The following is a 25,979-nucleotide window of genomic DNA, read 5'->3' on the forward strand; positions in this document are numbered from 1 at the left end:
TTTAAATAAAAGAATAACGTTAGTTTATTGTCAGACAAATTAGTGACAGAAAAAATTTATATGACAAATATATGGTTCGATACTAATAATCATGCGCTGACTTATTCCCCCTGGCTATGCCTATTGTCTTTTTTCCTCTTATTTTCCTGTTGAATTTATCATCAAATCCATAAACCACCATCACCTGATAATTTATTTAATAACATTAAAAATCAACAAGTTAAATTATTTTTAAGGTTTTAAACTAATGATATTCATCAATAAATCAGTGAAAAAATCGATTTCCGCTAGATCCATAAGCGTGGTTAAAATATATTGCACGCCAAGAAGCAAGGAATAAAGAATAGTCTGTTTATTTATCGACCAGAAGGGAAAGTATACTTTTCATTATTTCTAGTGATAAATCATAAACATTCACATAACAATCAGTTTTAAATTCGCAACAAATGATCAGTGGCGAGTTTATTAAGCATTTGGGAGCATGATCACGGTAGTTTTCACTGCAAATCGCTATCTTGCCGCCAGCAAAAACTATTGTTCTGCCAAGAACACCAAAAATATCCGATATCGCGAATTCATCTTCTTAATATCGGTTAAATTTTGCACTTGACAATTTAGGTATAAAGCACGATTACGGCACCAAAGTAATAACCAGGGCACCAATTTTAAACGAATCGTTTTGACTGAATTTTTCGCCTGATTATGCAACTCGATAATGCATAGCGGGTATCTAACTTTCGGCTCTTAATTTTAAATTAACGTGTTCACAGTGGAGATCTTTATGGACACTACTCAAGCAGGCACTATTGCCTCCCCGGGAAAAGTTTCATCAAGCACATGGCGTAAAAGTGACACCATGTGGATGTTGGGCCTGTACGGTACTGCAATCGGTGCAGGCGTATTGTTCCTGCCTATCAATGCCGGTATCGGCGGTCTTCTGCCGCTGATTGTAATGGCCATCATTGCTTTCCCGATGACCTTCTTTGCTCACCGTGGTCTCTGCCGTTTTGTGCTGTCAGGCAAAAACCCAGGTGAAGACATTACTGAAGTGGTTGAAGAGCACTTTGGTATCGGCGCAGGTAAGTTGATTACCCTGCTTTACTTCTTCGCTATCTACCCGATTTTGTTGGTATACAGTGTGGCAATCACCAACACCGTTGATAGCTTCATTACCCACCAGATGCATCTGCCATCACCACCGCGCGCTATTTTGTCCCTGATTCTGATCGTGGGCCTGATGACTATCGTGCGTTTTGGTGAGCATGCCATTGTAAAAGCAATGAGTATTCTGGTATTCCCGTTTGTTGCGGCATTGATGTTGTTGGCTGTGTACCTGATCCCTAACTGGACCGGTGCAATATTTGAACATGTATCAATGGACGGCAACGGTACTGGTAGCGGTCTGTGGATGACCATGTGGCTGGTTATTCCGGTCATGGTGTTCTCATTCAACCACTCCCCTATCATCTCGGCGTTTGCAGTATCAAAACGTGAAGAGTACGGCGTAGATGCAGAGAAAAAATGTTCACGCATTTTGGCTTTTGCTCACATCATGATGGTTGTCACCGTTATGTTCTTCGTCTTCAGTTGCGTACTGAGCCTGTCTCCTGCGGATCTGGCGGATGCGAAAAGCCAGAACATTTCTATTCTGTCTTACCTGGCTAACCACTTTAATACTCCAATAATTGCCTATATGGCGCCGGTTATTGCCTTTATCGCTATCACCAAGTCTTTCCTGGGTCACTATCTGGGCGCACGTGAAGGCTTTAATGGCATGATGATTAAGTCTCTGCGTAGCAAAGGCAAAACCATCAATCATGACAAACTGAACCGTATTACTGCCCTGTTCATGCTGGTAACAACCTGGATCGTCGCCACCATGAACCCAAGCATTTTGGGTATGATTGAAACCCTGGGTGGCCCAATCATCGCGATGCTGTTGTTCCTGATGCCAATGTACGCAATCCATAAAGTTCCAGCGATGCGTAAGTACAGCGGCCATATCAGCAACGTATTCGTGGTTATCATGGGCCTGATTGCTATCTCTGCAATCTTGTTCAGCCTGTTCGGTAAATGATTCTGAGGCTGGCCAACGTCCCACGGCCAGCCAGTTATCATGGTCTGATGTTGTAAATTGTTTCAAAAACCGGAGCGTCCGCTCCGGCTTCCTACCACGGCAATGTCATCACTTTAATAATTAGAACCTTTAAGGGGCGATATATGGTCAGCGTTTTTGACATTTTCAAGATTGGTATTGGTCCATCCAGCTCTCATACCGTCGGCCCAATGAAGGCTGGCAAGCTGTTTACCGATGACCTAATCGAACTGGGGCATCTTTCTGCCGTCACCCGAATCACTGTTGATGTTTACGGCTCTTTGTCTCTTACCGGTAAAGGCCACCATACCGATATTGCGATTATTATGGGTTTGGCGGGGAATCTGCCTGATACCGTTGATATTGATGCAATCTCTGGTTTTATCCGCGATGTAGAGTTGCGGGAACGTCTGCTGTTGGCAAACGGCAGCCACGAAGTTGATTTCCCGGCCAATGGCGGGATGAACTTCCACAGCACTAACCTGCCATTGCACGAAAATGGTATGACCATCAGCGCTCATGCGGGTGATGACTGTATTTTCAGTAAAACGTATTACTCCATCGGCGGTGGTTTTATTGTCGATGAAGCACACTTTGGTCAGGAAGATAGCCAAGCGATTACTGTGCCTTATCCGTTCAATTCTGCCCGTGACTTGCAAAAGCACTGTAAAGATACCGGTTTATCACTGTCCGGTTTAGTGATGCAAAATGAACTGGCATTGCACAGCAAAGCCGAAATAAGTGCTCACTTTGCCGCAATCTGGGAAGTGATGCGTGCCGGTATTGATCGCGGCATCAATACTGAAGGGTTATTGCCTGGTCCAATGAAAGTACCACGTCGCGCCGCAGCTTTGCGCCGAATGCTGGTGAGTACCGATAAAAATAACTCAGATCCGATGATGGTTGTCGATTGGATCAATATGTATGCATTAGCCGTCAATGAAGAGAACGCCGCTGGCGGGCGGGTTGTGACTGCCCCGACTAACGGCGCGTGTGGCATTATTCCGGCAGTATTATCTTACTACGACAAATTCATTCGTCAGGTAAATGAGAACTCATACAGTCGCTACTTCCTGGTCTCTGGTGTGATTGGGGCGCTGTATAAAATGAATGCGTCTATTTCCGGCGCTGAAGTGGGTTGTCAGGGCGAAGTGGGTGTGGCCTGTTCCATGGCCGCAGCAGGCCTGGCTGAGTTGATGGGCGGTAGCCCTGCTCAGGTGTGCATTGCAGCAGAAATCGCGATGGAGCATAACCTGGGGCTGACCTGTGACCCAGTGGCAGGGCAAGTTCAAGTGCCGTGTATTGAGCGTAATGCAATTTCTGCGGTGCAAGCCGTTAACTCTGCGCGCATGGCGCTACGTCGTACTAGCGAACCCAGTGTTTGTCTGGATAAAGTCATCGAAACGATGTATGAAACCGGCAAAGATATGAATTCTAAATACCGCGAAACCTCCCGAGGGGGGTTAGCAATCAAGATCGTTGCCTGTAACTGATTTATCTCAGTGATAGGTCACGTAATAGGCTAAAAGGGCTACTTTTCAGTAGCCCTTTCTCTTATTAATCAATCATCTTCTTTAAACTAACCAAATACGCTACCAAACCATTGACTGAGTTTCATCATCACAAAGTCCCAGATACGACTAAAGAAGCCGCCCTCTTTTACTTCGTTTAATACCACCAGCGGGCGTTGGTCAATCGTCTTGCCATTAAGCTGAAAATCGATGGTTCCGACCACTTGATTTTTGGCCAGCGGCGCACGCAGCTCCGTTTGATCCAACTTATAACTGGCTTTAAGATCCTTCATCTGCCCTTTCGGGATAGTGATAGCGGCATCCTCTGCCACCCCAAGCTCGGCCTCGCCGGTATCACCAAACCACACTTTCTGCGTCACAAAAGGTTTGCTGGCTTTAATCGGCACCACGGTTTCATAGAAACGAAAGCCCCAGGTCAACAGTTTTTCACTTTCACTAAAGCGAACCCGATCACTGGGTGCACCTAACACCACAGAGATCAAACGCATTGGCCCTTCGGTTGCAGATGCGACCAGATTATGCCCCGCACCGGAGGTAAAACCGGTTTTCATGCCATCCACATTGAGATTAGTGCTCCATAGCAGACGATTACGGTTAATCTGACGAATCTTATTAAAAGTGAATTCTTTCTCTTTGTGCAGCGCATACTCTTCCGGCACGTCGCGGATCAGTGCCTGACCTAATACCGCCATATCCCGCGCAGTGCTGTACTGCCCTGGCGCATCAAGACCATGGACGGTCATAAAGTGAGTATTCGCCAGACCCAAGGCTTTGGCGTAGCTGTTCATCAGACCAACAAAACTGTCTTGGCTACCAGCCACATAATCGGCCAACGCAATACTGGCGTCATTGCCTGACTGAATCACAATACCTTTATTCAAGTCGGACAATTTCACCTGATCGCCCGGTTTCAAAAACATCAGTGAGGAGCCACGTAATGCCGGATTACCCGTAGCCCAGGCATCTTTCCCCACGGTCACTAAATCATCAGGGTGCACTTTCCCCGCTTTAATGGCCTGTCCAATCACATAACTGGACATAATCTTAGTCAAACTGGCCGGATCAAGGCGCTGGTCACTGTTCCCTTCCACCAACACCTTTCCACTGTTGTAATCCATCAGCACATAGGCTTTGGCATCTACCGGGGGAGCAGCCGGGTCTCCAGCCGCATGCGCGGCGGGCAGCACCAAAAGCAATAAGCCAGCACTGAAGGTTAATTTCTTTATCTTAAAGGGGAGGATAAATTTCATCATGAGGTCGCCAGAGTATCCTTGCTAATAATTGGAAATAAGTGGTATTCCCAGAACCAACCACTGTCCAATTAGCGAAAAAATAACGTCTTTTCACTTAGACTGAAATATTAGCTTAGTCATATTTCAGTCCCTTTTCTAAATTTATCCCATTGCTGGCCCAATTGGGCGTAGTTTTACGTTTTGTTTTGTAAAGAGACTGTTTTTTATAAATATCGATGGCTATACGGCTAACCATCTTCCTGTCTGAACATCCTTACACCTAAGCACCTAAACGTCTAAAAAAACATAAACATATAACAAAAGGTAATATAGGCAGGTTATTTGTTCTTTTTAATGCTTAAGCCGCTAGCGCTATTATCCAGCCCATCAGTTGTTATCCAAATTCATGCTGTTAAACAATTTATGCTGTTAAACAAATAATGCTGGAGTATGCAATGGCTATCCCACGCTCGGTACTTGATCTTATCGGCCACACCCCGCTACTGGAACTGACCCACTTTGATACCGGCCCATGCCAACTGTTCGTCAAGCTGGAAAATCAGAATCCCGGTGGGTCGATTAAAGACCGTGTCGCGCTCTCGATGATTGAGCAAGCTGAAAAAGAAGGGTTGCTGCAACCCGGCGGAACCATCATTGAAGCCACCGCTGGCAATACCGGCCTTGGGTTGGCATTGGTAGCGGCGCTAAAAGGTTACAAACTGCTATTAGTGGTACCGGATAAAATGAGCCAGGAGAAAATTTTCCACCTGCGGGCATTGGGCGCACAAGTGCTATTGACCCGCTCAGATGTGGGCAAAGGGCATCCGGCTTATTATCAGGACTATGCTCTGCGTCTGGCGCAGGAAACTCCGGGGGCTTTCTATATCGATCAATTCAATAACCCGGCAAACCCCGCGGCGCACCGGACATCGACCGGCCCTGAGCTGTGGCAACAGATGGATGGGCAGGTCGATGCCATCGTGGTGGGTGTTGGCTCCAGCGGTACCCTGAGCGGCCTGAGCCAATACTTTGCCGAGGTTTCACCCGCCACCGAGTTCGTACTGGCCGATCCTGCGGGATCCATTTTGGCAGATTACGTCGACAGCTCGCAGATTGGCGATGCGGGTAGCTGGCTGGTCGAAGGAATTGGTGAGGATTTTATCCCGCCACTGAGCAACTTTTCTCAGGTAAAAAAATCTTATCGCATCGATGATGCTGAAGCCTTCAGCACCGCACGTGCGTTATTGCGGGAAGAAGGGGTACTGGCAGGCTCATCTACCGGCACCCTACTGGCCGCAGCATTACGCTATTGCCGCGAGCAAACCACACCAAAGCGAGTGGTCACCTTCGTTTGCGACAGCGGCAACAAGTACCTGTCCAAAATGTTCAACGATTACTGGCTCATGGAACAAGGTTTGCTGAGCAAGCCCCAGTATGGCGATTTGCGTGATTTCATCACTTATCGTCATGAGGACGGCGCAACAATTTCTGTTTCACCGCAGGACACGCTGGCCGTGGCTCACGCCCGAATGCGCCTGTATGACATCTCCCAGCTACCAGTATTAGACGGCGAAAAAGTGGTCGGGTTAATCGACGAATGGGACTTGCTGAACACCGTACAAGCAGATGCCAGCCATTTCAAATTACCGGCCAGTGCCGCCATGACCCATCAAGTGAATACATTACAAAAAGAGGCCGATTACCGCTCTCTACTGGCAACATTCAATGATGGCCATGTAGCAGTAGTATTGGATGGAGAGCGTTTCCTTGGCTTGATTACCCGCACTGATGTTTTGAATACCTGGCGTCAAAAGCTGGCTTAATCTTCTCATATTAAGGATTTTTATTATGGCAAAGTTCGATACCTTAACCGTTCATGCCGGTTATACCCCCGATAGCACCGGTGCGGTGATGCCCGCAATTTACGCGACATCCACCTTCGCACAACCCGCTCCTGGCGAGCATACCGGGTATGAATATTCGCGTAGCGGCAACCCAACGCGTACCGCGCTGGAAAAGGCGATTGCGGAACTGGAAGGGGGCACTCGAGGTTACGCCTTCGCCTCTGGTCTGGCAGCCTGTTCAACTGTGCTTGAACTGCTGGATCAGGGTAGCCATATCATTGCCGTGGATGATTTATATGGCGGAACCTATCGCCTGCTGGAAAAAGTTCGCAGCCGAACGGCCGGTTTGCGAGTGACCTATGTCTCCCCTGCGGATACCGAGGCATTAGAACAAGCAATATTGCCAGAAACCAAAATGATCTGGGTGGAGACACCGACCAATCCATTGCTGAAACTGGCTGACCTGGCGGCCATTGCGGCGATTGCCAAAAAGCATCAACTTATCAGTGTGGCCGATAATACCTTCGCCTCCCCTTACATCCAGCGCCCGCTGGAACTGGGCTTTGATATTGTGGTGCATTCCGCCACCAAATACCTTAATGGCCATTCTGATGTGGTCGCTGGCGTCGCGGCGGTGGGCAATAACCCTGAACTGGCAGCACAGTTAGGCTTTCTGCACAATGCGGTGGGCGGAATTTTAGATCCTTTCAGCAGCTTTCTGACGTTACGCGGACTGCGTACCTTGGCATTGCGCATGGCGCGACATAATCACAGTGCCCAGCAGATAGCCGAGTGGCTCGAAGGGCAACCACAAGTTGAAAATGTCTATTACCCTGGGCTGAAAAGCCACCCACAACATGAGCTGGCATCACGGCAAATGGCGGGTTTCGGCGGTATGATTTCTGTGCGATTGAAAGGGGATGATGAATACGCTCGCGCGGTAATCAAACGCTCACATCTGTTTACCCTGGCCGAAAGTTTGGGCGGGGTGGAAAGTTTAATCAGCCAGCCATACAGCATGACTCATGCCTCCATCCCCTTAGAAACCCGGCTGAAACACGGTATTACGCCACAATTACTGCGTTTGTCGGTGGGTATTGAGGATACCGAGGACCTGATTGCGGACTTGGCACAAGCACTAAACGGTTAATCGCCTGCTGACAGGACGTTGCCGCGTTGATAGCGGTAACGTCCATTATTGCGCAGTGAAACCACAGCAATGAATACCGCGGCTGTTATATCAAATATAGGTGGTGATAAATTTTAGCGCCGGTGAGCCAACGACCTGACCCATCTATCGCCCAGGCTTTGTACGCCCTGAACCAAAATGACCAATATGATTAATGTCGCTACCATCACTTCATTATTAAAACGTTGATAACCATAACGAATAGCCAAATCACCTAATCCACCGCCACCAATAACACCCGCCATTGATGAGAACCCCACCAGCATCACGACAGTTAAGGTAATGCCGGCCAATAAAGCGGGAAGTGCCTCTGGCAACAGAACTTTTTGAATCACATGGCGTGCCGAGCCGCCCATCGATAAAATTGCTTCAATCCGCCCTTTATCCACTTCATCCAAAGCCGCTTCGACCACTCGGGCAAAAAATGGGATGGCCCCCAGAGTAATTGGCACGATGGCAGCGGTACTGCCTAACGTGGTGCCGATAATCCAACGGGTAATCGGAATCAACGCAATCAGTAACACCACAAAGGGCATTGAGCGCCCCAAATTAACAATGGCACCGACCAATGTATTCAAGCGCGCGGCAGGCAAAACCCCATTGGGGCGCGAAATAAATAACAACACCCCCAGTGGTAAGCCAATCAATACAGTGAAAAAGGTGGCAATTACCACCATATAGATAGTTTCGCCGGTGGCATTGGTGACCAGTGCCAGCAGATCTTGCCAACTCATGCCGCTGTTCATATCAGTTCTGCCCTCACGCCACGCTCATTAAGAAATTGTAAGACCTCAGCTAAACTCAACCCGCCGTCTGGGTGGCTGAAATCAACCTGCAAACGCCCAACCCGCTGGCCACCTATCGATTCCACCCCACCGCCAAGTAGGGTTACCCCCACGGCATGTTGCTGCGCCAACTCACTGAGCACGGGGGAAGCCGCTAAGGTATCGAAAAAGGTTAGCTCCGCCACTGGCGCACCAGACAATGACGCCGGCCCCCGAGCGGGAAGCAATGAACGCCCTAAACGGGAATGTGTTGATGCCAATAAGTCAGCAATAGCGCCGGTTTCCACCACCCGCCCCCGCTCCAACAATGCTGCGCTATCACAGATGGATTTCACCACCTCCAATTCATGAGTGATCAACACGATGGTCAATCCAAGTTGGCGATTGATATCACTGAGCAATGCCAGGATCGATGCGGTGGTTTCAGGGTCCAGCGCGCTAGTCGCTTCATCAGATAACAGATATGACGGTTTGGCGGCCAGCGCTCGGGCAATTCCCACGCGCTGTTTTTGTCCGCCCGATAACTGCGAGGGGAAAGCATAAGCCTTGTCACTCAAGCCAACCAAATCCAATAACTCAGCAACGCGCTGCTGGCGTTGCGCTTTGGGCATCCCAATAATTTCCAAACCAACAGCAATGTTGTCCCATACATTACGTGAATGAAGTAAATGGAAATTCTGAAAAATCATGCCGATATTTTGCCGTTGCAGCCGCAATTCACGGTCAGAAAGTGTGGTTAATTCCCGGCCATCCACTTGAATACGGCCCGAAGTGGGCCGTTCCAATAGGTTTAGACAACGGATTAAGGTACTTTTACCTGCCCCGCTACGGCCAATAATACCGAACACCGAGCCTGTCGGGATCTCAAGCGAGACCTCCTCCAGGGCCACCATTGGCAGCCCTCCTTGTGGATAGGTTTTACTCAGGCGTTCGATGCTAATCATGATTTAAGGCCTGCCACAGGGATAACTGAACCGGCATATTTTTCAGTGATAAACTTCGCCACTTCGGGTGACTGCAAATCTTTCGCCAATTGTTTGATTCGTGGATCACTGGCCAGCGCGGGGGTGGTAACCAGAATATTGGCATAAGGGTTACCGGCAGCTTTCTCCAGTCCTAATGCATCTTTCGCCGGATTAAGCCCTGCCTCTAACGCATAATTTCCATTAATCACTGCTAAATCAACATCATCCAATGAACGAGGGATTTGCGGTGATTCAATCTCTAAAATTTTCAGGTGTTTTGGATTGTCCGCGATATCCTTCGGCGTCGCCTGATTTTTAGCCGGATCGGTAAAGCCCGGCTTCAAGGTAATCAGCCCCTGATCTTTCAGTAAATAGAGCGCACGGCTGAGGTTAGTCACGTTATTCGGCACCGCTACCGTGCCATTTTGCGGGACATCAGCAAAGGTTTTATGTTTGTGGGAATAGACGCCAAGTGGCTCAATATGCACCGTTGCGGCCACGGCAAATTTTTGCCCCAGCGCCTGCTCCTGGGAGTGCAGATAAGGCACATGCTGGAAGTAGTTGGCATCGACATCACCGTGAGCCAGCAACTCATTCGAGTTCACACCATTGGGGATCTCGATGACTTTCAGATTCAGAGAGGGATCGAGTTTTTGCACAAATTGCAGAATTTCTGCATGAGGAACCGGATCGGCGGCTACCCGCAGCGCTTCGGCTGCCTGTGCTGACAAACTAAAAGAAGACACCCATGCAGTCAGTAAGGTGGCACTAATCAGGCCGGAAATACGTGTTTTAGTCATTATCATCATCCCAAAAATAAAGTTTTTAATTCAAGCTACCCAAAAATCCGCGCGCCAGGCAGATTGCCAGCAGACGATCCGCGATGAACTTATCCAGCCCCTACAGCTTCAATTGCGCAGGGTAGTAACGCTCGGCAACATCGGGGTGAGAGCGCAAACGGCCCTTGAGATAATTAAGCCCAACATCACGAAACAGCGGGTTATGAGGATCACTGGCAGGCCCACGCGCTTGCGCCACCAGCGGCGCTGGCAGTTGATACAACGGAACCACCGCATCCAGACGCGCCCCCAGGAAGAAAGCGATAGATAACCGGTCTGTACCGGCAGGAGGTGTTTCCACCCGGTGTACCGTAGCACGCAGATAACCATTACTGGCCAGCTCCAGCAGCTCTCCAATATTGACCACGAAGGTGCCGGGTCGTGGTGTGGCATCAATCCAGCGCCCGTCCTCCACCTCCACCTGCAAGCCACGTTGCTGGTCTTGCAATAAGAAACTGAGGAAACCGGAGTCTTTATGCGCACCGACCCCCTGCCCGCTTTGCGTGGTTTCACGCCCCGGATAGCGAATTAGCTTGATATGTTCATTGGGTTTATCGCCATACAACTCATCAAATGCATGTTCATCCAGTTCCAATGCCAGAGCGAAAGCCCGCAGCAAACGCAGCGCCATGCCGGTCATTTCCCGCTGCCATTGCAGTATTGTTGGTTTTAATTCCGGCAGAGCCTCGGGCCACTGGTTTGGCCCTTGTAGCCGTGCCCAACTTGGCGTGCCCGGCGTTTGCGGTAATGGGGCTCTTTCAGCACCAATATCGAACTGTTCACGCCAGTCCGGCTGGCCTCGTGTTAACTCAGAGGCCGCACGGTTATAGCCACGAAAATGTGGCGAGCGCACCATGGCCACCGCCAGTTTGTCCTCATCAGGCAAGGCAAAAAATTCACGGGATAAGGTTTGGATTTGTTGTAATAACGCGGGGTCAATGCCATGTCCGGTGAGATAAAAGAATCCGATATCTCGTGCGGCATGGCGTAAATCGACTAAGAATGCCTGACGTTCAGTTTCACTGCCATTAAGCAGGGAAAGATCCAATAGTGGTAATGTGTTGGCAGATAATGGGTTAACCGCGGTTGGGTTAACAAATAATGGGTTGCTTAGTGTTTGATGACTCATGTTTCACTCCAGGATTTTCAGTCGGTTGCTTTTTTTGCTCAGAACCAATGAAAACTGGACAACCATATAAACGAATAATCAGCATAATCAGCTCCTGGGCTGTGGGGTGAAAGCAGACAGACGACAACACTCTTTCTTTAGCCATCGGGCGTTTAGTGACAAACCGCGTTAATAACCTGTCATTTAAGGATAAAAAGCAGTTTTAAGAGCGTTCTCGACTAGATACTTAACAATCTATATCCAAACGATATAAACAATTAACACCGAAACTGAGTAACTCACCAATATCAATCCGTTCTATGTTATTTCTTTCATTACTGATAACAATGCCGTATCACCAGCCCTGCAACATCGAAAACCAGAGTCATTACGTTGTCTTAATATTCAGATAATCTGCCATCCATAACTGTATAGGGGTGAGCTAGCAACCCTGCCGTGCTAAGTAAGCTTCCATGTTTTGCTAGAAAGTATTAGCTTAACGGTTGATACCCTTTTTTCCGTCGGGGAATTTCAGATGTCCAGCACATGCACTGTTAAGTTTCACTTCAATCTTTCTGTCAGCCGGGAGGTGGCTTAATGGATTTGGCCCTGTTTGATCTCGATGAAACGCTGATCAGCGATGATAGCTCCGGCCTTTGGTTACGCTGGCTGGTTGATAAAGGGCTGGCTCCTGCTGAGCTGGCAGAACAAGAACAGTATTTGATGAAACAGTACTATCAAGGGCAGATGTCGATGTCCTGTTATATGGAATCAACATTGTCGCCCTTAATCGGCAAACATACGGCTGAAGTTGCTGGCTGGGTTGAGCGTTTTATCGAGCGAGATATTCTGCCACGAATCTATCCGCAAGCCAGGAAGCTACTGGCCTGGCACCGTAATCGCGGTGATTACATCGTGATTATTTCAGCTACCGGCGAACATTTGGTTACCCCTATTGCGCAGCATTTCTCTGCCAATGCAGCATTATCTATCGGTGTTGCGGTGGAGGATAACCGCTACACCGGCAAGACCTATGGCACCCTGACTTACCGTGAAGGCAAAGTAGAACGGTTAAAACAGTGGCTCATGGCGTCGCCTCAGTTAGATTTTCAGCATACCTACGGTTACAGCGACTCGATTAATGACAAGCCGCTGCTGGAATATGTTGATCATGCGGCAGTGATTAATCCCGGTAATGAATTAGTGGATTTGGCAATATTGCATGACTGGGATATCCACCATTGGCAACGGCGTTAAATAACGCTGTTTCAGGGGCGTTGGTAGATAAAAATCAAATAAATAGAGAGAATTATATGCTGACTGTTTGGGGTAGGAATAACTCGACCAATGTCAAAAAAGTACTTTGGTGTTTAGAAGAACTGGGTATCAGCTATCAGCGCATTGATGTCGGTGGCCAATATGGCAAACTCAATGACCCCCTGTATCGCTCAATGAATCCAAATGGCCTGATCCCTTGCCTGCAAGATGGAGACTTCATCCTGTGGGAGTCCAATACGATTGTCCGCTATCTGGCCGCACAATACGGCGATAGTGCACTTTATTTACCTGATGCACAGTTACGCGCAGGGGCAGAAAAGTGGATGGATTGGGCCACCTCCAGCATGGTGGAGCCGTTTAAAGCGGTGTTTATCGGGTTGGTACGCACCCCACCAGAACAGCAGGATAAAGTGAAAATTGCTCAGGGTATGACACAACTCAATACCCTGATGGCAATTGCCGATCACGCACTTGAGAAACAAGCGTATCTGTCTGGCGATAAATTCGGTATTGGGGATATCCCGTTAGGGTGCCTGGCCTATGCCTGGTTTAACCTGTCGATCGAACGTCCACCACTGCCAAGTTTACAGCGGTGGTATCACAGCGTGTCACAACGCGCTGCATTCAAAAAAGTGATTGATATTGGCCTGAGTTAATTATGTAGAAGGAGCCTCAAAAGGCTCCTTAATCCCGAATCACTTGCACAAGTAAGTGATTCGGGTGAGCTAACGCCCCTGTGGCTTCAAGGACAAAGGGAGTACCCAAAGTCATTGGAGTCACAGGTAGGCAGCAAGCGAACAAATCCCGATGAGCTTACTCAGTCAAGTGATTCGGGTGAGTGAACGCCGCTAACACCCCTGTGGCTTCAAGGACAAAGGGAAATTAGAAATCGTAGCTGGCACCAACCATATAACGGCGCCCATCCAGCACTTTATCGTTAACTTCGATATCCACTCGTTTATCCAGTACGTTATACACGCCGCCCATCAAACGGAACTCTTTGGTCAGTTGATAGTTAGCCCCTAAATCGACAAAAGTGTAAGACGGCGTTTTATTGCCCATACTGGTACGATCAAGATACTCTGATGTTCTACCCCGGTAGTTAGCCCGAACCCAGGTGGCTAATTCTTCATTTGCCTGCCAGTTCAGCGTACCGTTCAACATGTGCTTAGGCATCTGGTTCAACGGTTGACCCGAGAATTGCCCACTTTTCTGCTCAGATTGAGTAAAGGTGTAGTTCGATGTCAGTGACCAGGCTTTATTGATTTCCCAACCGAAAGTCGCTTCCACACCACGGGTCATGGCTTTATCCACGTTGGTGCGATCACTAATAAATTTATAGCTGGTACCATTGATCATACATTGGCCGGACGCATTGCCCGTGGTATCAGTACAACGGCGTACCTCGGTGATTTTATCTTTAAAATCAGTATTAAACAGTGTCACACCGGCATTCATACCTTCCTGATCATCCCACAGCACACCAATTTCCTGGCTGAGACTTCTTTCTGGTTTCAGGTTGGCATTACCGACAATGATAGCAGGGTCACCCCGACCACCGCCGGTGATTTGCCCCCAGTTTTCCGTGGCCTGACGCAAATCAGGTGAACGATAGCCACCGGATACCCCGCCCTTTAATGTCCATTGTTCAGCCAGATGCCAGACACCGTACAGACGTGGTGTCCAGTGAGTACCATAGTTTTCGTCCTGATCCATACGGACACCGCCGGTCAGCGCGAAATCATTGGTCATCTGCCATTCATCTTCTGCAAATAACGCCCAACTCCAACGGGTCAATTTAGTCAAATCTTTGGCGGAGGCTAATTGATTACCCTTGTCATTCAGCTCTTCATAACGATATTGACCGCCAAGAATTAAAGTATGGCTATCGAACAGGAATGAGGTTTGGCTATTAAAGATATTATCAACACTCTTCATGTCACGTGATGGATTACGGGTTTCATCTCGTTGAACATAGCTGGTTGAATTACCGAAATCATAATAACCGTGGTGGGTAATCGCATAATTATTACGGTCATATTGCACGTCACTGCTTTTACCGGTTAATGCCACTGAACGCCCGGCGGTTGAGTTTCGGTCCTGCACATAATGGCCGATATCAAAATCAAATTCGTTTTTATCATCAGGAGTCAGGGTAAATGTTGCCGCACCGTTTCTCATGCGCTGTTCATTGTAGCCATCTATTATCTTATCTTCGCTACGATGCGAGAGAAGCCCGCTAACTTTCAATCCCAGCAAGCCATCAATTAATGGACCAGAAGCGTAAGCATTGGTCTGATATATATCGCCGGAGTCTGAATCCTCCTGCAAGGTGGCATCTGCGCGCACCGTGCCTTGCCACTCTTTACCCACCTTCCGGGTAATGACGTTGATTACCCCCCCCATGGCATCCGAACCATATAAAGAGGACATCGGGCCACGTACAACTTCAATACGCTCAATGGCGGCAAGTGGTGGCAGCCAGCCTTGCTCAATCCCTGAACCGTCGCTGTTAGGGCGGGTGCCACGGGTATCAACACGTTTACCATCCACCAGAATCAGGGTGTATTTAGCGGACATGCCACGAATACTGATATCACTGTGGCTACCACCACCGGTGACAACAACGCCGGGAACATCTTTCAGCGCATCGGTAATATCACGGTAGGCTTTATTTTCAATCTGCTCGCGGGTAACCACAGAAATAGATGCCGCAGAATCTTGAATGCGTTGTTGGAAACCGGATGCCGTGACAACCATGGTGTCGGTTGCCGTGGTATTTTTTGTTTCAGCGGCGGATGCCTGAGATGAGATAATTGCAGCTATCACTAATGCCGCACAGTGAGATTTTCTAAAACCCTTGTTAACCTTAACCATTACACGATCTCCATGAGGTGTAAATTTATCAACAACCTTTTCCGCAGGCGTTTTTTACTTGCAGCAATGCCGCCTGGCGGACAGGTGAAAATTTATTTTTTATTAATGTCGGCAATAGCTCACCACAGCAGAAATATCGCTTCCGGCTCTTTCTGCCTAATTATTATTTTATGAAATCTGTTACTGCCAAAATATACCCAAAGTAATTAGAGTCACGGGTGAACTGCGTCCCGATGCGCTTAGACGAGTAAGTGAGTCAGGTGAACCAGCATCGCTAACCCCCCCTTTGGCCATGCTCCGTGATGACTGTTGCACCGCTCCCCCTTATCGTTCCTTACAAGATGGCGCTAACAATAAAACAAACGATAATACTTATCAATAAGATTGCGATAAACAATTAAGTGCAATACGCTGTAAATCCTTATTTTATAATATTATTTAATCAATAAGCCTGATTCATCCCCGTATTCAAAAGGGCCATAAAGAGAAGTTAGCGAAATTATTTGCTTAACTTTGCTTAAATAATCACCAGCTTACAGCCCAAAAAAAGGGCGATAAGATTATCGCCCTGCCATCACTGTGGCTTAATTTTGATTAGCGCTAAAAACTAGTCAGCTGTCATCACCGGCTTTGTCGGCTCAGGATTATCTTCACTGTCATCACGCCATTTCGGGAATTCCATCTCTTGGTATTTGATAACCTTAGTGCCACGGCTCAATTTGTAGCCAAACCAAATCACCAGGAACAATGGAATACCAATATAGGTTGCAGTCACACCATACCAATCAATGCGGTCTTGCAAGAAAGCCTGATAGTTCTGCCCCAAAGTAATAACCAAACACAGTACGAAGGCGAAAATCGGCCCTATCGGGAAGAAACCAGACTGATACGGTAAGTCGTTCAAGTCACGGCCTTGCATCATATAGCCACGGCGGAAACGATAATGGCTGATAGCAATACCCAACCAAGCAATAAAGCCAGTCATACCTGAGGTATTAAGTAACCACAGATACACAGTTTGGTTGCCAAACATTGAACTTAGGAAGCACAATCCGGCCACTACCGTGGTGGCATACAGAGCATTACGTGGCACCCCGCCCTCAGACAGCTTGGCAAAGATACGTGGCGCTTTACCTTCTGAGGCCAGGGTAAACAACATACGGGTTGAGGCATACATCCCCGAGTTACCCGCTGACAACACTGCCGTCAGGATAACCGCATTCATCACCGCAGCCGCTGACAGCAAACCTGCATTCTGGAATACCAGCGTGAATGGGCTAACACTGATATCTTTGACATCATTACGTAACAGACTTGGATCGGTATACGGAATAATCAGGCTGATAATCAAAATGGCAAAGATATAGAACAGTAAAATACGCCAGAACACCTTGCGCACTGCGCGTGGAATATTTTTACCTGGGTCTTTTGATTCACCGGCCGCAATACCAATCAGTTCAGTGCCTTGGAAAGAGAAACCAACAATCATTGCCACACCAATCATCGCCGAGAAGCCCCCGGCAAAGGGTGCATCACCAATGGTCCAGTTGTGCCAACCCGCGCTCTCACCGCCTTTCATAATGCCGCTAATCATCATTACACCAATAATGATGAAGATAATGACTGTGGTGACTTTAATCAGTGAGAACCAGTATTCCGCTTCACCAAAGCCTTTTACTGAGATGTAGTTCAGTAAAAACATCAGGGCGAGGAACAGCGCACTCCAAATCCAGCCTGGTGCGTCTGGGAACCAGTAATTCATCACCAATTGTGCCGCAACCAAGTCAACAGCGATAGTGACGGCCCAGTTGTACCAATAGTTCCAGCCAAGGGCGAAACCAAAGCCTTCCTCGACGTATTTGGAACCATAAGTTGAAAATGAGCCTGATACCGGCATAAACGCCGCCAGCTCACCGAGACTGGTCATCAGGAAATAAACCATCAGGCCAATCAATGCATAGGAGAGCAATGCTCCACCCGGGCCTGCTTGCGATACCGTTGCCCCTGAGGCAACAAACAAACCGGTACCAATAGAACCACCGATAGCAATCATGGCTAAGTGCCGTGATTTAAGCTCCCGACGTAAACGCTGCGCACCCTGCTGCACTGGGATTTTAGTATTTTGCTGAGTCATTCTTACCCTAATCCACCCTTAAAAAATAAGGCGGGATTGTAACAAATCCCACCGACTCGGATAGTAACAATGCGCTGATATAAGATACCTTCATGATCCCGGTGCAATTATTAGCAAAAGCTCATTTGCCAGTAAAAGCCTCTCTCTATCGGGTATTCTTGCCGCAATAGCCAATATCATTGGTGTAAAACGCTTAAAAACCTTATCCCTACAGGGGTAACTCGCTCTCGGCTAATTCTGCGGTTCAGACCTCTTCCTGACAGTAGCTGAGAAAGCGCTGCAAGGCGTTAGAGATATGTTTTTGCCGATGATGAATCAAATATAAGGTTCGTATCAGTGGTGGCAAAGGGATGTTGAGTACGATCAGTTCACCGTTGGCCAGTTGATCGGCAATCACCCGGCGCGACAAACAACTGATTCCCATGCCATAACGCACCGCCCGCTTAATCGCTTCTGAATTCCCAAGCTCCATAACCAACTTGAAATGCGGTAATTTTGCCAACAGTAAGTGATCGAGCACTTCGCGGGTGCCAGAACCGCGCTCACGTAGGATCCAAGCTGCATCGGCCAGCTCCTCCAGTGTCAGCATCTTATGGCATAACGGATTATCTGGGGCCGCAAACACCACCAACTCATCCTGTTGCCAGGCTTTGGTCATCAGTTCCGGCATATGGCACGGCCCTTCAATCAGCCCCAGATCACCGCGAAAATCTGCCACTGCTTCAATCACATCCTGACTGTTACCGATATTCAATTCCAGCGGTGTGTCGGGAAAGTCACGCCGGTATTTGGCAATCATGCCCGGTAACATATAGTTGCCAATAGTGCTGCTGGCAGCAATCCGCAACGCGCCTAAGTCCTGCAAAAAAAGTTGTTCTATTTCAATTGCCTGATCCAGCAATGCCAATGCTTTGGGATAAAGCAACCGCCCATGCTCATTGGTGACTAAACGCTTACCGACCCTATCAAACAGTTGCACCCTCAATTGCCCTTCCAAATCCGCCAACGCAGCGCTGACTGCCGATTGTGAAAGCGCGAGCACAACCGAGGCTTGGGTCGTAGAGCCGCTTTTTAGCACCTCAGTAAAGACTTCAAGTTGACGTAAGGTTATGTGCATAACGGTCTCTGTAGTAAAAAATGGAGGACGCTATCATCACTCTGTTCGTCAGTGACTGGATGAAACGAGCTGCCTAATTAGTTGTTAATACAATAACTGACGGACAAAAGTGTACCCAATAGATTTCAAAATACAGGCCGGCGGCAAGCAACAGAACCCTCGATGAGCTTACACCAGTAAGTGATTCGAGTGAGCGAGCACAGCCAACACACCTGCAACATGAACGATGGCGGGTATATAGCCTCTATTACCGTATAAGACTAACACCTTTGAGTAAAATCGGGAGGTTATCGGCGGATGAAATTAAGCAGTAAGAATACTATTCATTATCATCTGAATAAAAGAATATGCGGTAAATAATAGCCACTATAGTGCTGATGAATGCGTTAAAAATCAACCAGATAAATAATAAATAGCTAAACGTTTGAGATAAAGGAATCCCACGTTCACTCTTGAAGGGATTAAAATGGGGTAGCGGGACAATATGAAAAGGATTCAAGTTATATAACTTGAAAAAATAAGCGATCAAATAAGGAGGGATCAACAAATAAATAAGTGAGGCAATCACCAATATCACCCACAGCGACTTTTCATGTTTTGCTTTCTTCATATCAAAACTGCTGCCTTGACGGTTATGGGGATACCCCCGCCCGTGTACATTTCCGTTATGTATATCATACCAAACTTCATGGTCATTCACGCTCCCCCACAGAGATAGGCAAAATCAGGTGTTGGGCGCTGCCATCACCGCCCTTACCACTTATATAGATTAATTATAAATATATAATGAATTTATCTATTAAGATTGAAGGCGTTAAACTGTGTGCAATCTTTACAGAACACAGGACACAAACATGGCGACTTCTCATACTAAAGAACTCCCTCGAACACATCAGTTCCCCCTAAGCCGCTACATTGCGGGCTTGGTGTTAACCGGCGTGATTACCGGGTTGGCGCTCAACGTGGGTGATATGCCGTGGTTTATCAATATGGGGTTGGGGGCACTGACGCTGGCCATTTTGTTTGGCATCGTGGTCGGCAATACCTTGTATCCGTGGGTACAACCCGTCTGCTCTGATGGCGTCGTCTTCGCCAAACAGCATTTACTGCGACTGGGTATCATTTTATACGGCTTCCGGCTGACCTTTCAACAAGTGGCGGATGTGGGGGCTACCGGTATGGTTATTGACCTTTTGACCCTCAGTTCAACCTTTGTGCTGGCATGCTGGCTGGGTAAACGGGTATTTGGTCTGGACCAGCAAACCGTGATGTTAATTGGTGCCGGTAGCAGTATTTGTGGCGCCGCAGCTATTATGGCCACCGAGCCGGTGCTAAAAGCTGATGCCAGTAAAGTGGCGGTTGCTGTCGCCACTGTGGTGATTTTCGGCACGCTCGCCATTTTTGTCTACCCATGGCTGTATCAGCTAAACCTGCATTACCAATGGTTGCCGTTTAGTCAGGAAACCTTTGGTATTTTTGCCGGTTCAACGATTCATGAGGTCGCACAGGTGGTTGCCGCCGGACATGCCATCGGTTTTCAGGCTGAAAACGCCGCCGTGATTACTAAAATGATCCGGGTGATGATGCTGGCTCCGTTCCTGTTGTTACTCTCAGCCTATTTGGCGCGTTGCAACCTCAACACCGGTGGTGAAAAACGGGAAAAAAGTGCCATCACTATTCCTTGGTTTGCAGTGATATTTATTCTGATGGCCGGGTTTAACTCACTGAATCTATTACCTGCGGCATGGGTGAATCACCTGATTACACTGGACACCATTTTGCTGGCGATGGCGATGGCCGCTCTCGGACTGACCACCCATGTGGGCTCTATCCGTCAGGCCGGGGTAAAACCGCTATTATTGGCACTGCTGCTGTTTGTCTGGCTGATAGTCGGTGGGACCGGCATCAATTTGCTGGTGCAACATATCGCGGCATAAAACATGTCACTTCAGGGCCGCTCGCGGCCCTTTTCTTTTCCTTGCAGCTTCGCCCATTCAATCATGGCGTTATCAGTGCCATAATGGCCCAGTTATCAAAGGAGAATGGAATGAAATTTGTCGGTGCACATGTCAGCGCAGCAGGTGGTGTAGACCAGGCTGTGATTCGGGCGCACGAACTTGAGGCCACCGCCTTTGCCCTGTTTACCAAGAATCAACGTCAGTGGCGTGCCGCACCGCTGGCAGAAGATGTGATAGAGAAGTTCAAGCAAGCTTGTGAGCTATACGGTTATACCTCCGCTCAAATTCTGCCACATGACAGCTATCTGATTAATCTGGGCCATCCCGTCACTGAAGCGCTGGAGAAATCCCGCGAAGCCTTTATCGACGAGATAGCCCGCTGTCAACAACTGGGGTTGTCATTACTGAATTTCCACCCAGGCAGCCATTTACTGCAAATTGATGAAGATAAGTGTCTGGCACGTATCGCCGAATCTATCAATATGGCGCTCGATGTCAGTGAAGGGGTGACAGCGGTGATTGAAAACACCGCCGGTCAGGGCAGTAATCTGGGGTTTAAGTTTGAGCATCTGGCCGCCATCATTGATGGGGTGGAAGATAAGAGCCGCGTCGGTGTTTGCATTGATACTTGCCATGCTTTTGCTGCCGGTTATGATCTGCGCACGGAAGAAGATTGCGAACATACCTTCAAGCAACTTAGCGATATCGTCGGGTTTCAGTATCTGCGCGGTATGCATCTTAATGATGCGAAAAGTGAATTTAACAGCCGGGTCGATCGACACCACAGTCTCGGTGAGGGCAATATTGGTAAAACCGTGTTCAGCTATATTATGCGTGATCCCCGTTTTGATAATATCCCGCTGATTTTAGAAACGGTCAATCCTGATATTTGGGCTGAAGAGATAGCCTGGCTGAAGTCACAAGCTGAACTCACAAGCTAAAGTCTAGCTGAATGGCGTTTAGCCGAATCACTGTGAGTAAACATAAAAAAACCGGCGCATAAGGCCGGTTTTTTATGAGTGAAGCTTATGATGCCGCGCTTATGCCGCTTTTGCGACCACAACATCAGCGCGTTTCAACATCGCATACAGACCACCTGCCAATACGGTACCGGCAATGATTGCCACCAGATACAGCAGCACCGGATGAATTGCCCCGGGGATCAATAACACGAACAAACCACCGTGTGGGGCCATCAGTTGCGCACCGAATGCCATAGACAATGCACCTGTCAGCGCACCACCGGCGATACAGCACGGCAAGACACGCATCGGGTCACGGGCGGCAAACGGAATTGCCCCTTCAGAGATAAAGCACAGCCCCAGAACCAGCGCAGCCTTGCCCCCTTCCTGCTCACCTTTGTCAAACTTGTGACGTGCCAACAGTGTGGCCAGTCCCATCGCCAGCGGAGGAACCATCCCTGCGGCCATGATAGCGGCCATCGGCGCGTAAACAGAAGAACTCAGGAGTGCCACACCAAACGCGTAGGCGGCTTTGTTCACCGGCCCCCCCATATCGGTACACATCATGGCGCCGAGGATAGCCCCCAACAACACGGCATTGGCGGTACCCATGGATTGCAGCCAGTTAGTCAGACCTGCCATGATTTTTGCCACCGGCGTACCGACCACATAAATCATAATCAAACCCACTATCAGACTCGCTACCAGTGGAATAATCAGTATCGGTTTAAGTGCTTCCATACTTTGCGGTAAACGCAGCTTAGTGCTGATGGCTTTCGCCACATAGCCGGCCAGGAAACCTGCGATAATACCGCCGAGGAAACCAGCCCCGGTACTCACTGCCAACATCCCGCCAATCAAACCTGGGGTCAGACCCGGACGATCAGCAATTGAGAATGCAATGAAACCGGCCAGAACAGGTACCATCAGCGCAAAAGCAGAACCGCCACCAATTTGCATCAAGGCGGCAGCCAATGTGCCTTTCACTTCAAAGGCTTTAATACCGAACACAAATGACAGGGCAATACACAAGCCGCCAGCAACCACCATTGGCAACATGTAAGACACACCGGTCAGCAGGTGACGATAAGGACCACCGGTTTCTGTTTTTTTGGTACCGGTGCTGCTGCCGGTTTTAGGCTGATAGACTTCAGCTTCAACCAGTGCTTTATCCAGTTCTTGTACGGTTTTCTTCAGCGCCAAACCTGTCGTGGTACGGTACATCGGTTTGCCCGCAAACTTATCCAAATCCACTTCAATATCCGCAGCAACAATCACCAGATCAGCCGCAGCCACTTCTTCTGGTGTAATCGCATTACCGGCACCAACCGAGCCACGCGTTTCAACCTTCACCCACCAGCCACGTTTTTTCGCTTCACTTTCAATGGCTTCAGCAGCCATAAAAGTGTGTGCTACACCTGTCGGGCAAGCAGTAATAGCCACAATACGTTTCGGGCCAGCCACCGCGGTGGTCACGGGTGCGACAGCAACCGCAGCCTGGTAAGGTTTAGCCTGCGCAATGGCTTGCGCCAGGAAACTATCAGGATCGCGCACCGCTTTTTCCACATCACCGATATAGAGCTTTTTACCGTTCAGCGCACTGTCAGCCGGGGCTGATTGCCCGGCGACAATCACCAGTTCTGCATCAGTGGCATTCTCAACCCAGCTCAGTCCTGCTTTTGCCGCCGCAGCACCCAACATCAGTGTCGCAAGGTGGCCTCTGGCCTGCCCGAGCGAACTGTCTATTATTAGTAGCGTTTTCATTTCGCCTCCAGGGATTAATTAAAGGGTTTCAGGTCGACTCTTGCCATCATGGCTGCCAACTGCGGGCGATCCGTAATACCAACATTGCTCTGGCTCACCGCCAAAGCTGCAACTGCTGTTGCCAGACGCAGCGTGTGCTCGCTGGACTCGCGCATTAACAAACCATAAATCAGGCCACCGACCATGGAGTCACCGGCACCGACGGTACTGACCACTTCACAGGCAGGTGGTTTTGCCAACCAGGCACCCGACGCATTGACCCACAATGCCCCTTCAGCCCCGAGAGAAATCACCACATGAGCAATCCCTTGATCACGCAGAGCATGTGCGGCTTCTACCACATCACCCAATTCAGGCAATGGACGACCCGCCCAGATCTCCAGTTCACGACGATTGGGTTTCACCAACCAAGGGGAGGCTTTCAGGCCTGCGACCAATGCTTCACGACTGCTGTCGAAAATAATGCACGGGCATTGGCTACGCAGGCGTTTCATCCAATCGGTAAAATCATCAGGGTTTACGCCCTCGGGCAAGCTACCACTGACCGCGACCATATCGAATTGCCCCAACCAGCTCAGCGAGTCAGTGACAAAACGATCCCAATCCGGCTTATTGACTTCAAAACCGGAGAAGTTGAAATCGGTCACTTCGCCATCTTTTTCTGTCAGTTTGACGTTAATGCGAGTACGGCCCGGTACCACCTGAAAGCGGTTAGCAATACCCAGCTCGCTGAATAACAGTTGAAAACCGTCTTGGTTATCTTTACCCAGGAAGCCACCAACCGTGACATCAATCCCTAGGTCTTTCAGCACCTTGGCAACATTAATCCCTTTACCCGCGGCATGCAGGCCGGCAGTTTTCACCAAATTAACTTCACCGCGTTCAATTTCAGGGCAAAAACCCACCAGATCATAAGCCGGGTTCAGCGTGATGGTTGCAACTCTTCTGCTCATGCTGCCCCCTCGCCCAAACCGGCGGCGATAGCTTCACCAATAGCATCCAATGCTGCTTGTGCATCTTCACCACTGGCGGTAAAGCGCAGGCGATTGCCTTTTTTAACCCCTAAAGCCACAACTTTCATCAGACTACGTCCATTAGCGGGTTTACCGGTGCCGTCCAGATTGGTCACGGTGATTTCACTGGTAAACTGTTTGATTGTATTGACTAAAATCGTCCCTGGGCGCGCATGTAACCCGTGTTCATTACGGATAGCAAACTCCGCGCTTAATACTTCATTCTGCTCGACATACTCACTGGTGAGCAAGGCTAGCAAGGCGGCAGCATCAGCGTTCAGCAAAACGTCAGCTTTTTTCGCCAACAGTAAATCACTTAAATAGTTCAATACCGACAGCGGTTGGTCATCGGCCACGGAGAGCGTCAGCAACAGCGCCACTTTTTCGCCATGGTGCTCAAATGCAGCTACCGGGCGGCTTACTGTGGCAGCACTGACCAAATTACCTTCGGTACTGTCGCTCAGCCAGATACCCTGTCCCAAATTGAGTGGCTCACGGGTAATGACATCGCTAACAAAATGAGCATCTACTGCGCCAATTTGTTGCAAGCGACCGGCATTCAGTGCTTGCAGCGTGATCAGATTGTCAGCCGCCACATCGATTGCGATCAGTGACGTGTCAAAATGGAATTCAGCGGTTTTTTGCTCACCCATCAGCAAACTGCGTAACTCTTCAGCCGAGGTGGTTTTCGCCAGACGTGCAGCAACAGCATCATCACTTAATACGTGGGTCAGTTGGCGTAACAATGCCAGATGTTCATCTGAACGCGCGGCGATACCGATAACAATATAGGCGGTTTGATCTTCGCCCCATGCAATACCCTGCGGGAATTGGAAAACTTGCACACCGGTGTTTAGCACCAGGTCGCGAGTATCAGTGGTACCATGTGGAATGGCAATGCCATTACCCAGGTAAGTAGAGGTTTGCTGCTCGCGGGCCAGCATGCCATCGACATAAGCGGCGGCAACACAGCCAGCCTGAGTAAGTGCTGCAGCAACCTGAGTAATAGCAGCGTTTTTGCTGTCTGCCTGTGCAGCCAGATGGATATCTTGCGTAGATAACTGGAACATAAATCTCCTCTCTTGCTGAAATTGAATCGTTTCAGCTTTAATGAGAAAAAGGAGCGTTACCCTTTATCATTTGGTGACGAGATAACGCTGAAACGTTTCAAGTAGTGTGTTTCCGACTGAGAATATATGCAAGTTTTCTGCTTCTATTCTTGATGGATTTTTGACAGCCCGCACATTTTCGTGGTGAATTTAACTCCGTCAGCAGTAAAAAAACCAT

The 25,979-nt window shown here is 48.7% G+C and carries 20 protein-coding genes; 8 read left to right on the forward strand and 12 right to left on the reverse strand.

Annotated features, from left to right (window positions below):
- Positions 1–781: 781 nt before the first annotated feature.
- Positions 782–2,077: an HAAAP family serine/threonine permease gene (locus Q2T71_RS13170; protein WP_083158393.1), complete on the forward strand. Its 1,296-nt coding sequence runs from the start codon at positions 782–784 to the stop codon at positions 2,075–2,077.
- Between the two features lie 143 nt (positions 2,078–2,220).
- Positions 2,221–3,588, forward strand: a complete 1,368-nt coding sequence (locus tag Q2T71_RS13175; RefSeq protein WP_372559366.1) for an L-serine ammonia-lyase — start codon at positions 2,221–2,223, stop codon at positions 3,586–3,588.
- 86 nt (positions 3,589–3,674) lie between these two features.
- On the opposite strand, the gene Q2T71_RS13180 is transcribed toward Q2T71_RS13175, so the two are convergent.
- Positions 3,675–4,880: a serine hydrolase gene (locus Q2T71_RS13180; RefSeq protein ID WP_372559367.1), complete on the reverse strand. Its 1,206-nt coding sequence runs from the start codon at positions 4,878–4,880 to the stop codon at positions 3,675–3,677.
- A gap of 434 nt (positions 4,881–5,314) precedes the next feature.
- Here Q2T71_RS13180 and Q2T71_RS13185 point away from each other — a divergent pair, with 434 nt between their 5' ends.
- Together Q2T71_RS13185 and Q2T71_RS13190 are read left to right on the forward strand one after the other, a co-directional pair.
- A complete protein-coding gene (locus Q2T71_RS13185; RefSeq protein ID WP_083158390.1) occupies positions 5,315–6,682 on the forward strand; it encodes a cystathionine beta-synthase in 1,368 nt (455 codons plus the stop codon).
- A gap of 25 nt (positions 6,683–6,707) precedes the next feature.
- Positions 6,708–7,853: a PLP-dependent aspartate aminotransferase family protein gene (locus Q2T71_RS13190; protein WP_372559368.1), complete on the forward strand. Its 1,146-nt coding sequence runs from the start codon at positions 6,708–6,710 to the stop codon at positions 7,851–7,853.
- A 113-nt stretch (positions 7,854–7,966) separates the two neighbouring features.
- Here the strand turns inward: Q2T71_RS13190 and Q2T71_RS13195 are convergent, their stop codons facing one another.
- From Q2T71_RS13195 to Q2T71_RS13210, 4 genes are all read right to left on the reverse strand, one after another.
- Positions 7,967–8,638, reverse strand: a complete 672-nt coding sequence (locus Q2T71_RS13195) for a methionine ABC transporter permease (protein WP_372559369.1) — start codon at positions 8,636–8,638, stop codon at positions 7,967–7,969.
- Positions 8,635–9,621, reverse strand: a complete 987-nt coding sequence (locus Q2T71_RS13200; RefSeq protein ID WP_372559370.1) for a methionine ABC transporter ATP-binding protein — start codon at positions 9,619–9,621, stop codon at positions 8,635–8,637. The genes Q2T71_RS13195 and Q2T71_RS13200 overlap by 4 nt, the downstream gene beginning before the upstream one ends.
- A complete protein-coding gene (locus Q2T71_RS13205; RefSeq protein ID WP_083158386.1) occupies positions 9,618–10,442 on the reverse strand; it encodes a MetQ/NlpA family ABC transporter substrate-binding protein in 825 nt (274 codons plus the stop codon). Before Q2T71_RS13205 ends, Q2T71_RS13200 begins: the two co-directional genes overlap by 4 nt.
- 100 nt (positions 10,443–10,542) lie before the next feature.
- On the reverse strand, positions 10,543–11,610 hold the full coding sequence (locus Q2T71_RS13210; RefSeq protein WP_372559371.1) for an isopenicillin N synthase family dioxygenase: 1,068 nt from the start codon (positions 11,608–11,610) through the stop codon (positions 10,543–10,545).
- Between the two features lie 576 nt (positions 11,611–12,186).
- Here Q2T71_RS13210 and Q2T71_RS13215 point away from each other — a divergent pair.
- Complete coding sequence (locus tag Q2T71_RS13215) at positions 12,187–12,846, forward strand: HAD family hydrolase (protein ID WP_372559372.1); 660 nt, start codon at positions 12,187–12,189, stop codon at positions 12,844–12,846.
- Positions 12,847–12,902: 56 nt separating this feature from the next.
- On the forward strand, positions 12,903–13,523 hold the full coding sequence (locus Q2T71_RS13220; protein WP_372559373.1) for a glutathione S-transferase: 621 nt from the start codon (positions 12,903–12,905) through the stop codon (positions 13,521–13,523).
- 226 nt (positions 13,524–13,749) lie between these two features.
- Here the strand turns inward: Q2T71_RS13220 and Q2T71_RS13225 are convergent, their stop codons facing one another.
- The 4 genes from Q2T71_RS13225 to Q2T71_RS13240 form a co-directional block, all read right to left on the reverse strand.
- Positions 13,750–15,744 carry a ligand-gated channel protein gene (locus Q2T71_RS13225; protein ID WP_372559374.1) on the reverse strand — a complete coding sequence of 665 codons (1,995 nt, stop codon included), beginning with the start codon at positions 15,742–15,744 and terminating at the stop codon, positions 13,750–13,752.
- 607 nt (positions 15,745–16,351) lie between these two features.
- Complete coding sequence (locus Q2T71_RS13230; RefSeq protein WP_083158382.1) at positions 16,352–17,878, reverse strand: amino acid permease; 1,527 nt, start codon at positions 17,876–17,878, stop codon at positions 16,352–16,354.
- A 244-nt stretch (positions 17,879–18,122) separates the two neighbouring features.
- A complete protein-coding gene (gene yieE, locus Q2T71_RS13235; RefSeq protein ID WP_372559375.1) occupies positions 18,123–18,995 on the reverse strand; it encodes a DNA-binding transcriptional regulator YeiE in 873 nt (290 codons plus the stop codon).
- Between the two features lie 319 nt (positions 18,996–19,314).
- Positions 19,315–19,695, reverse strand: coding sequence for a hypothetical protein (locus tag Q2T71_RS13240; RefSeq protein ID WP_372559376.1), 381 nt, complete (start codon positions 19,693–19,695; stop codon positions 19,315–19,317).
- Between the two features lie 154 nt (positions 19,696–19,849).
- Between Q2T71_RS13240 and Q2T71_RS13245 the strand changes: the two genes are divergently transcribed.
- Positions 19,850–20,932 carry a YeiH family protein gene (locus Q2T71_RS13245; protein WP_372559377.1) on the forward strand — a complete coding sequence of 361 codons (1,083 nt, stop codon included), beginning with the start codon at positions 19,850–19,852 and terminating at the stop codon, positions 20,930–20,932.
- A gap of 110 nt (positions 20,933–21,042) precedes the next feature.
- Positions 21,043–21,894: a deoxyribonuclease IV gene (gene nfo / locus Q2T71_RS13250; protein WP_372559378.1), complete on the forward strand. Its 852-nt coding sequence runs from the start codon at positions 21,043–21,045 to the stop codon at positions 21,892–21,894.
- Positions 21,895–21,993: 99 nt separating this feature from the next.
- Here the strand turns inward: nfo and fruA are convergent, their stop codons facing one another.
- The 3 genes from fruA to fruB are packed head-to-tail and all read right to left on the reverse strand — an operon-like array spanning position 21,994 to position 25,762.
- Positions 21,994–23,679: a PTS fructose transporter subunit IIBC gene (gene fruA / locus Q2T71_RS13255; RefSeq protein WP_372559379.1), complete on the reverse strand. Its 1,686-nt coding sequence runs from the start codon at positions 23,677–23,679 to the stop codon at positions 21,994–21,996.
- Positions 23,680–23,693: 14 nt separating this feature from the next.
- Positions 23,694–24,632, reverse strand: coding sequence for a 1-phosphofructokinase (gene fruK, locus Q2T71_RS13260; protein WP_083158377.1), 939 nt, complete (start codon positions 24,630–24,632; stop codon positions 23,694–23,696).
- Positions 24,629–25,762, reverse strand: a complete 1,134-nt coding sequence (fruB, locus tag Q2T71_RS13265) for a fused PTS fructose transporter subunit IIA/HPr protein (protein ID WP_372559380.1) — start codon at positions 25,760–25,762, stop codon at positions 24,629–24,631. Before fruB ends, fruK begins: the two co-directional genes overlap by 4 nt.
- Between the last annotated feature and the right edge of the window lie 217 nt (positions 25,763–25,979).

It is taken from the genome of Yersinia sp. 1652 StPb PI (assembly GCF_041538345.1).
GTDB classification, from domain to species: Bacteria; Pseudomonadota; Gammaproteobacteria; order Enterobacterales; family Enterobacteriaceae; genus Yersinia; species Yersinia enterocolitica_E.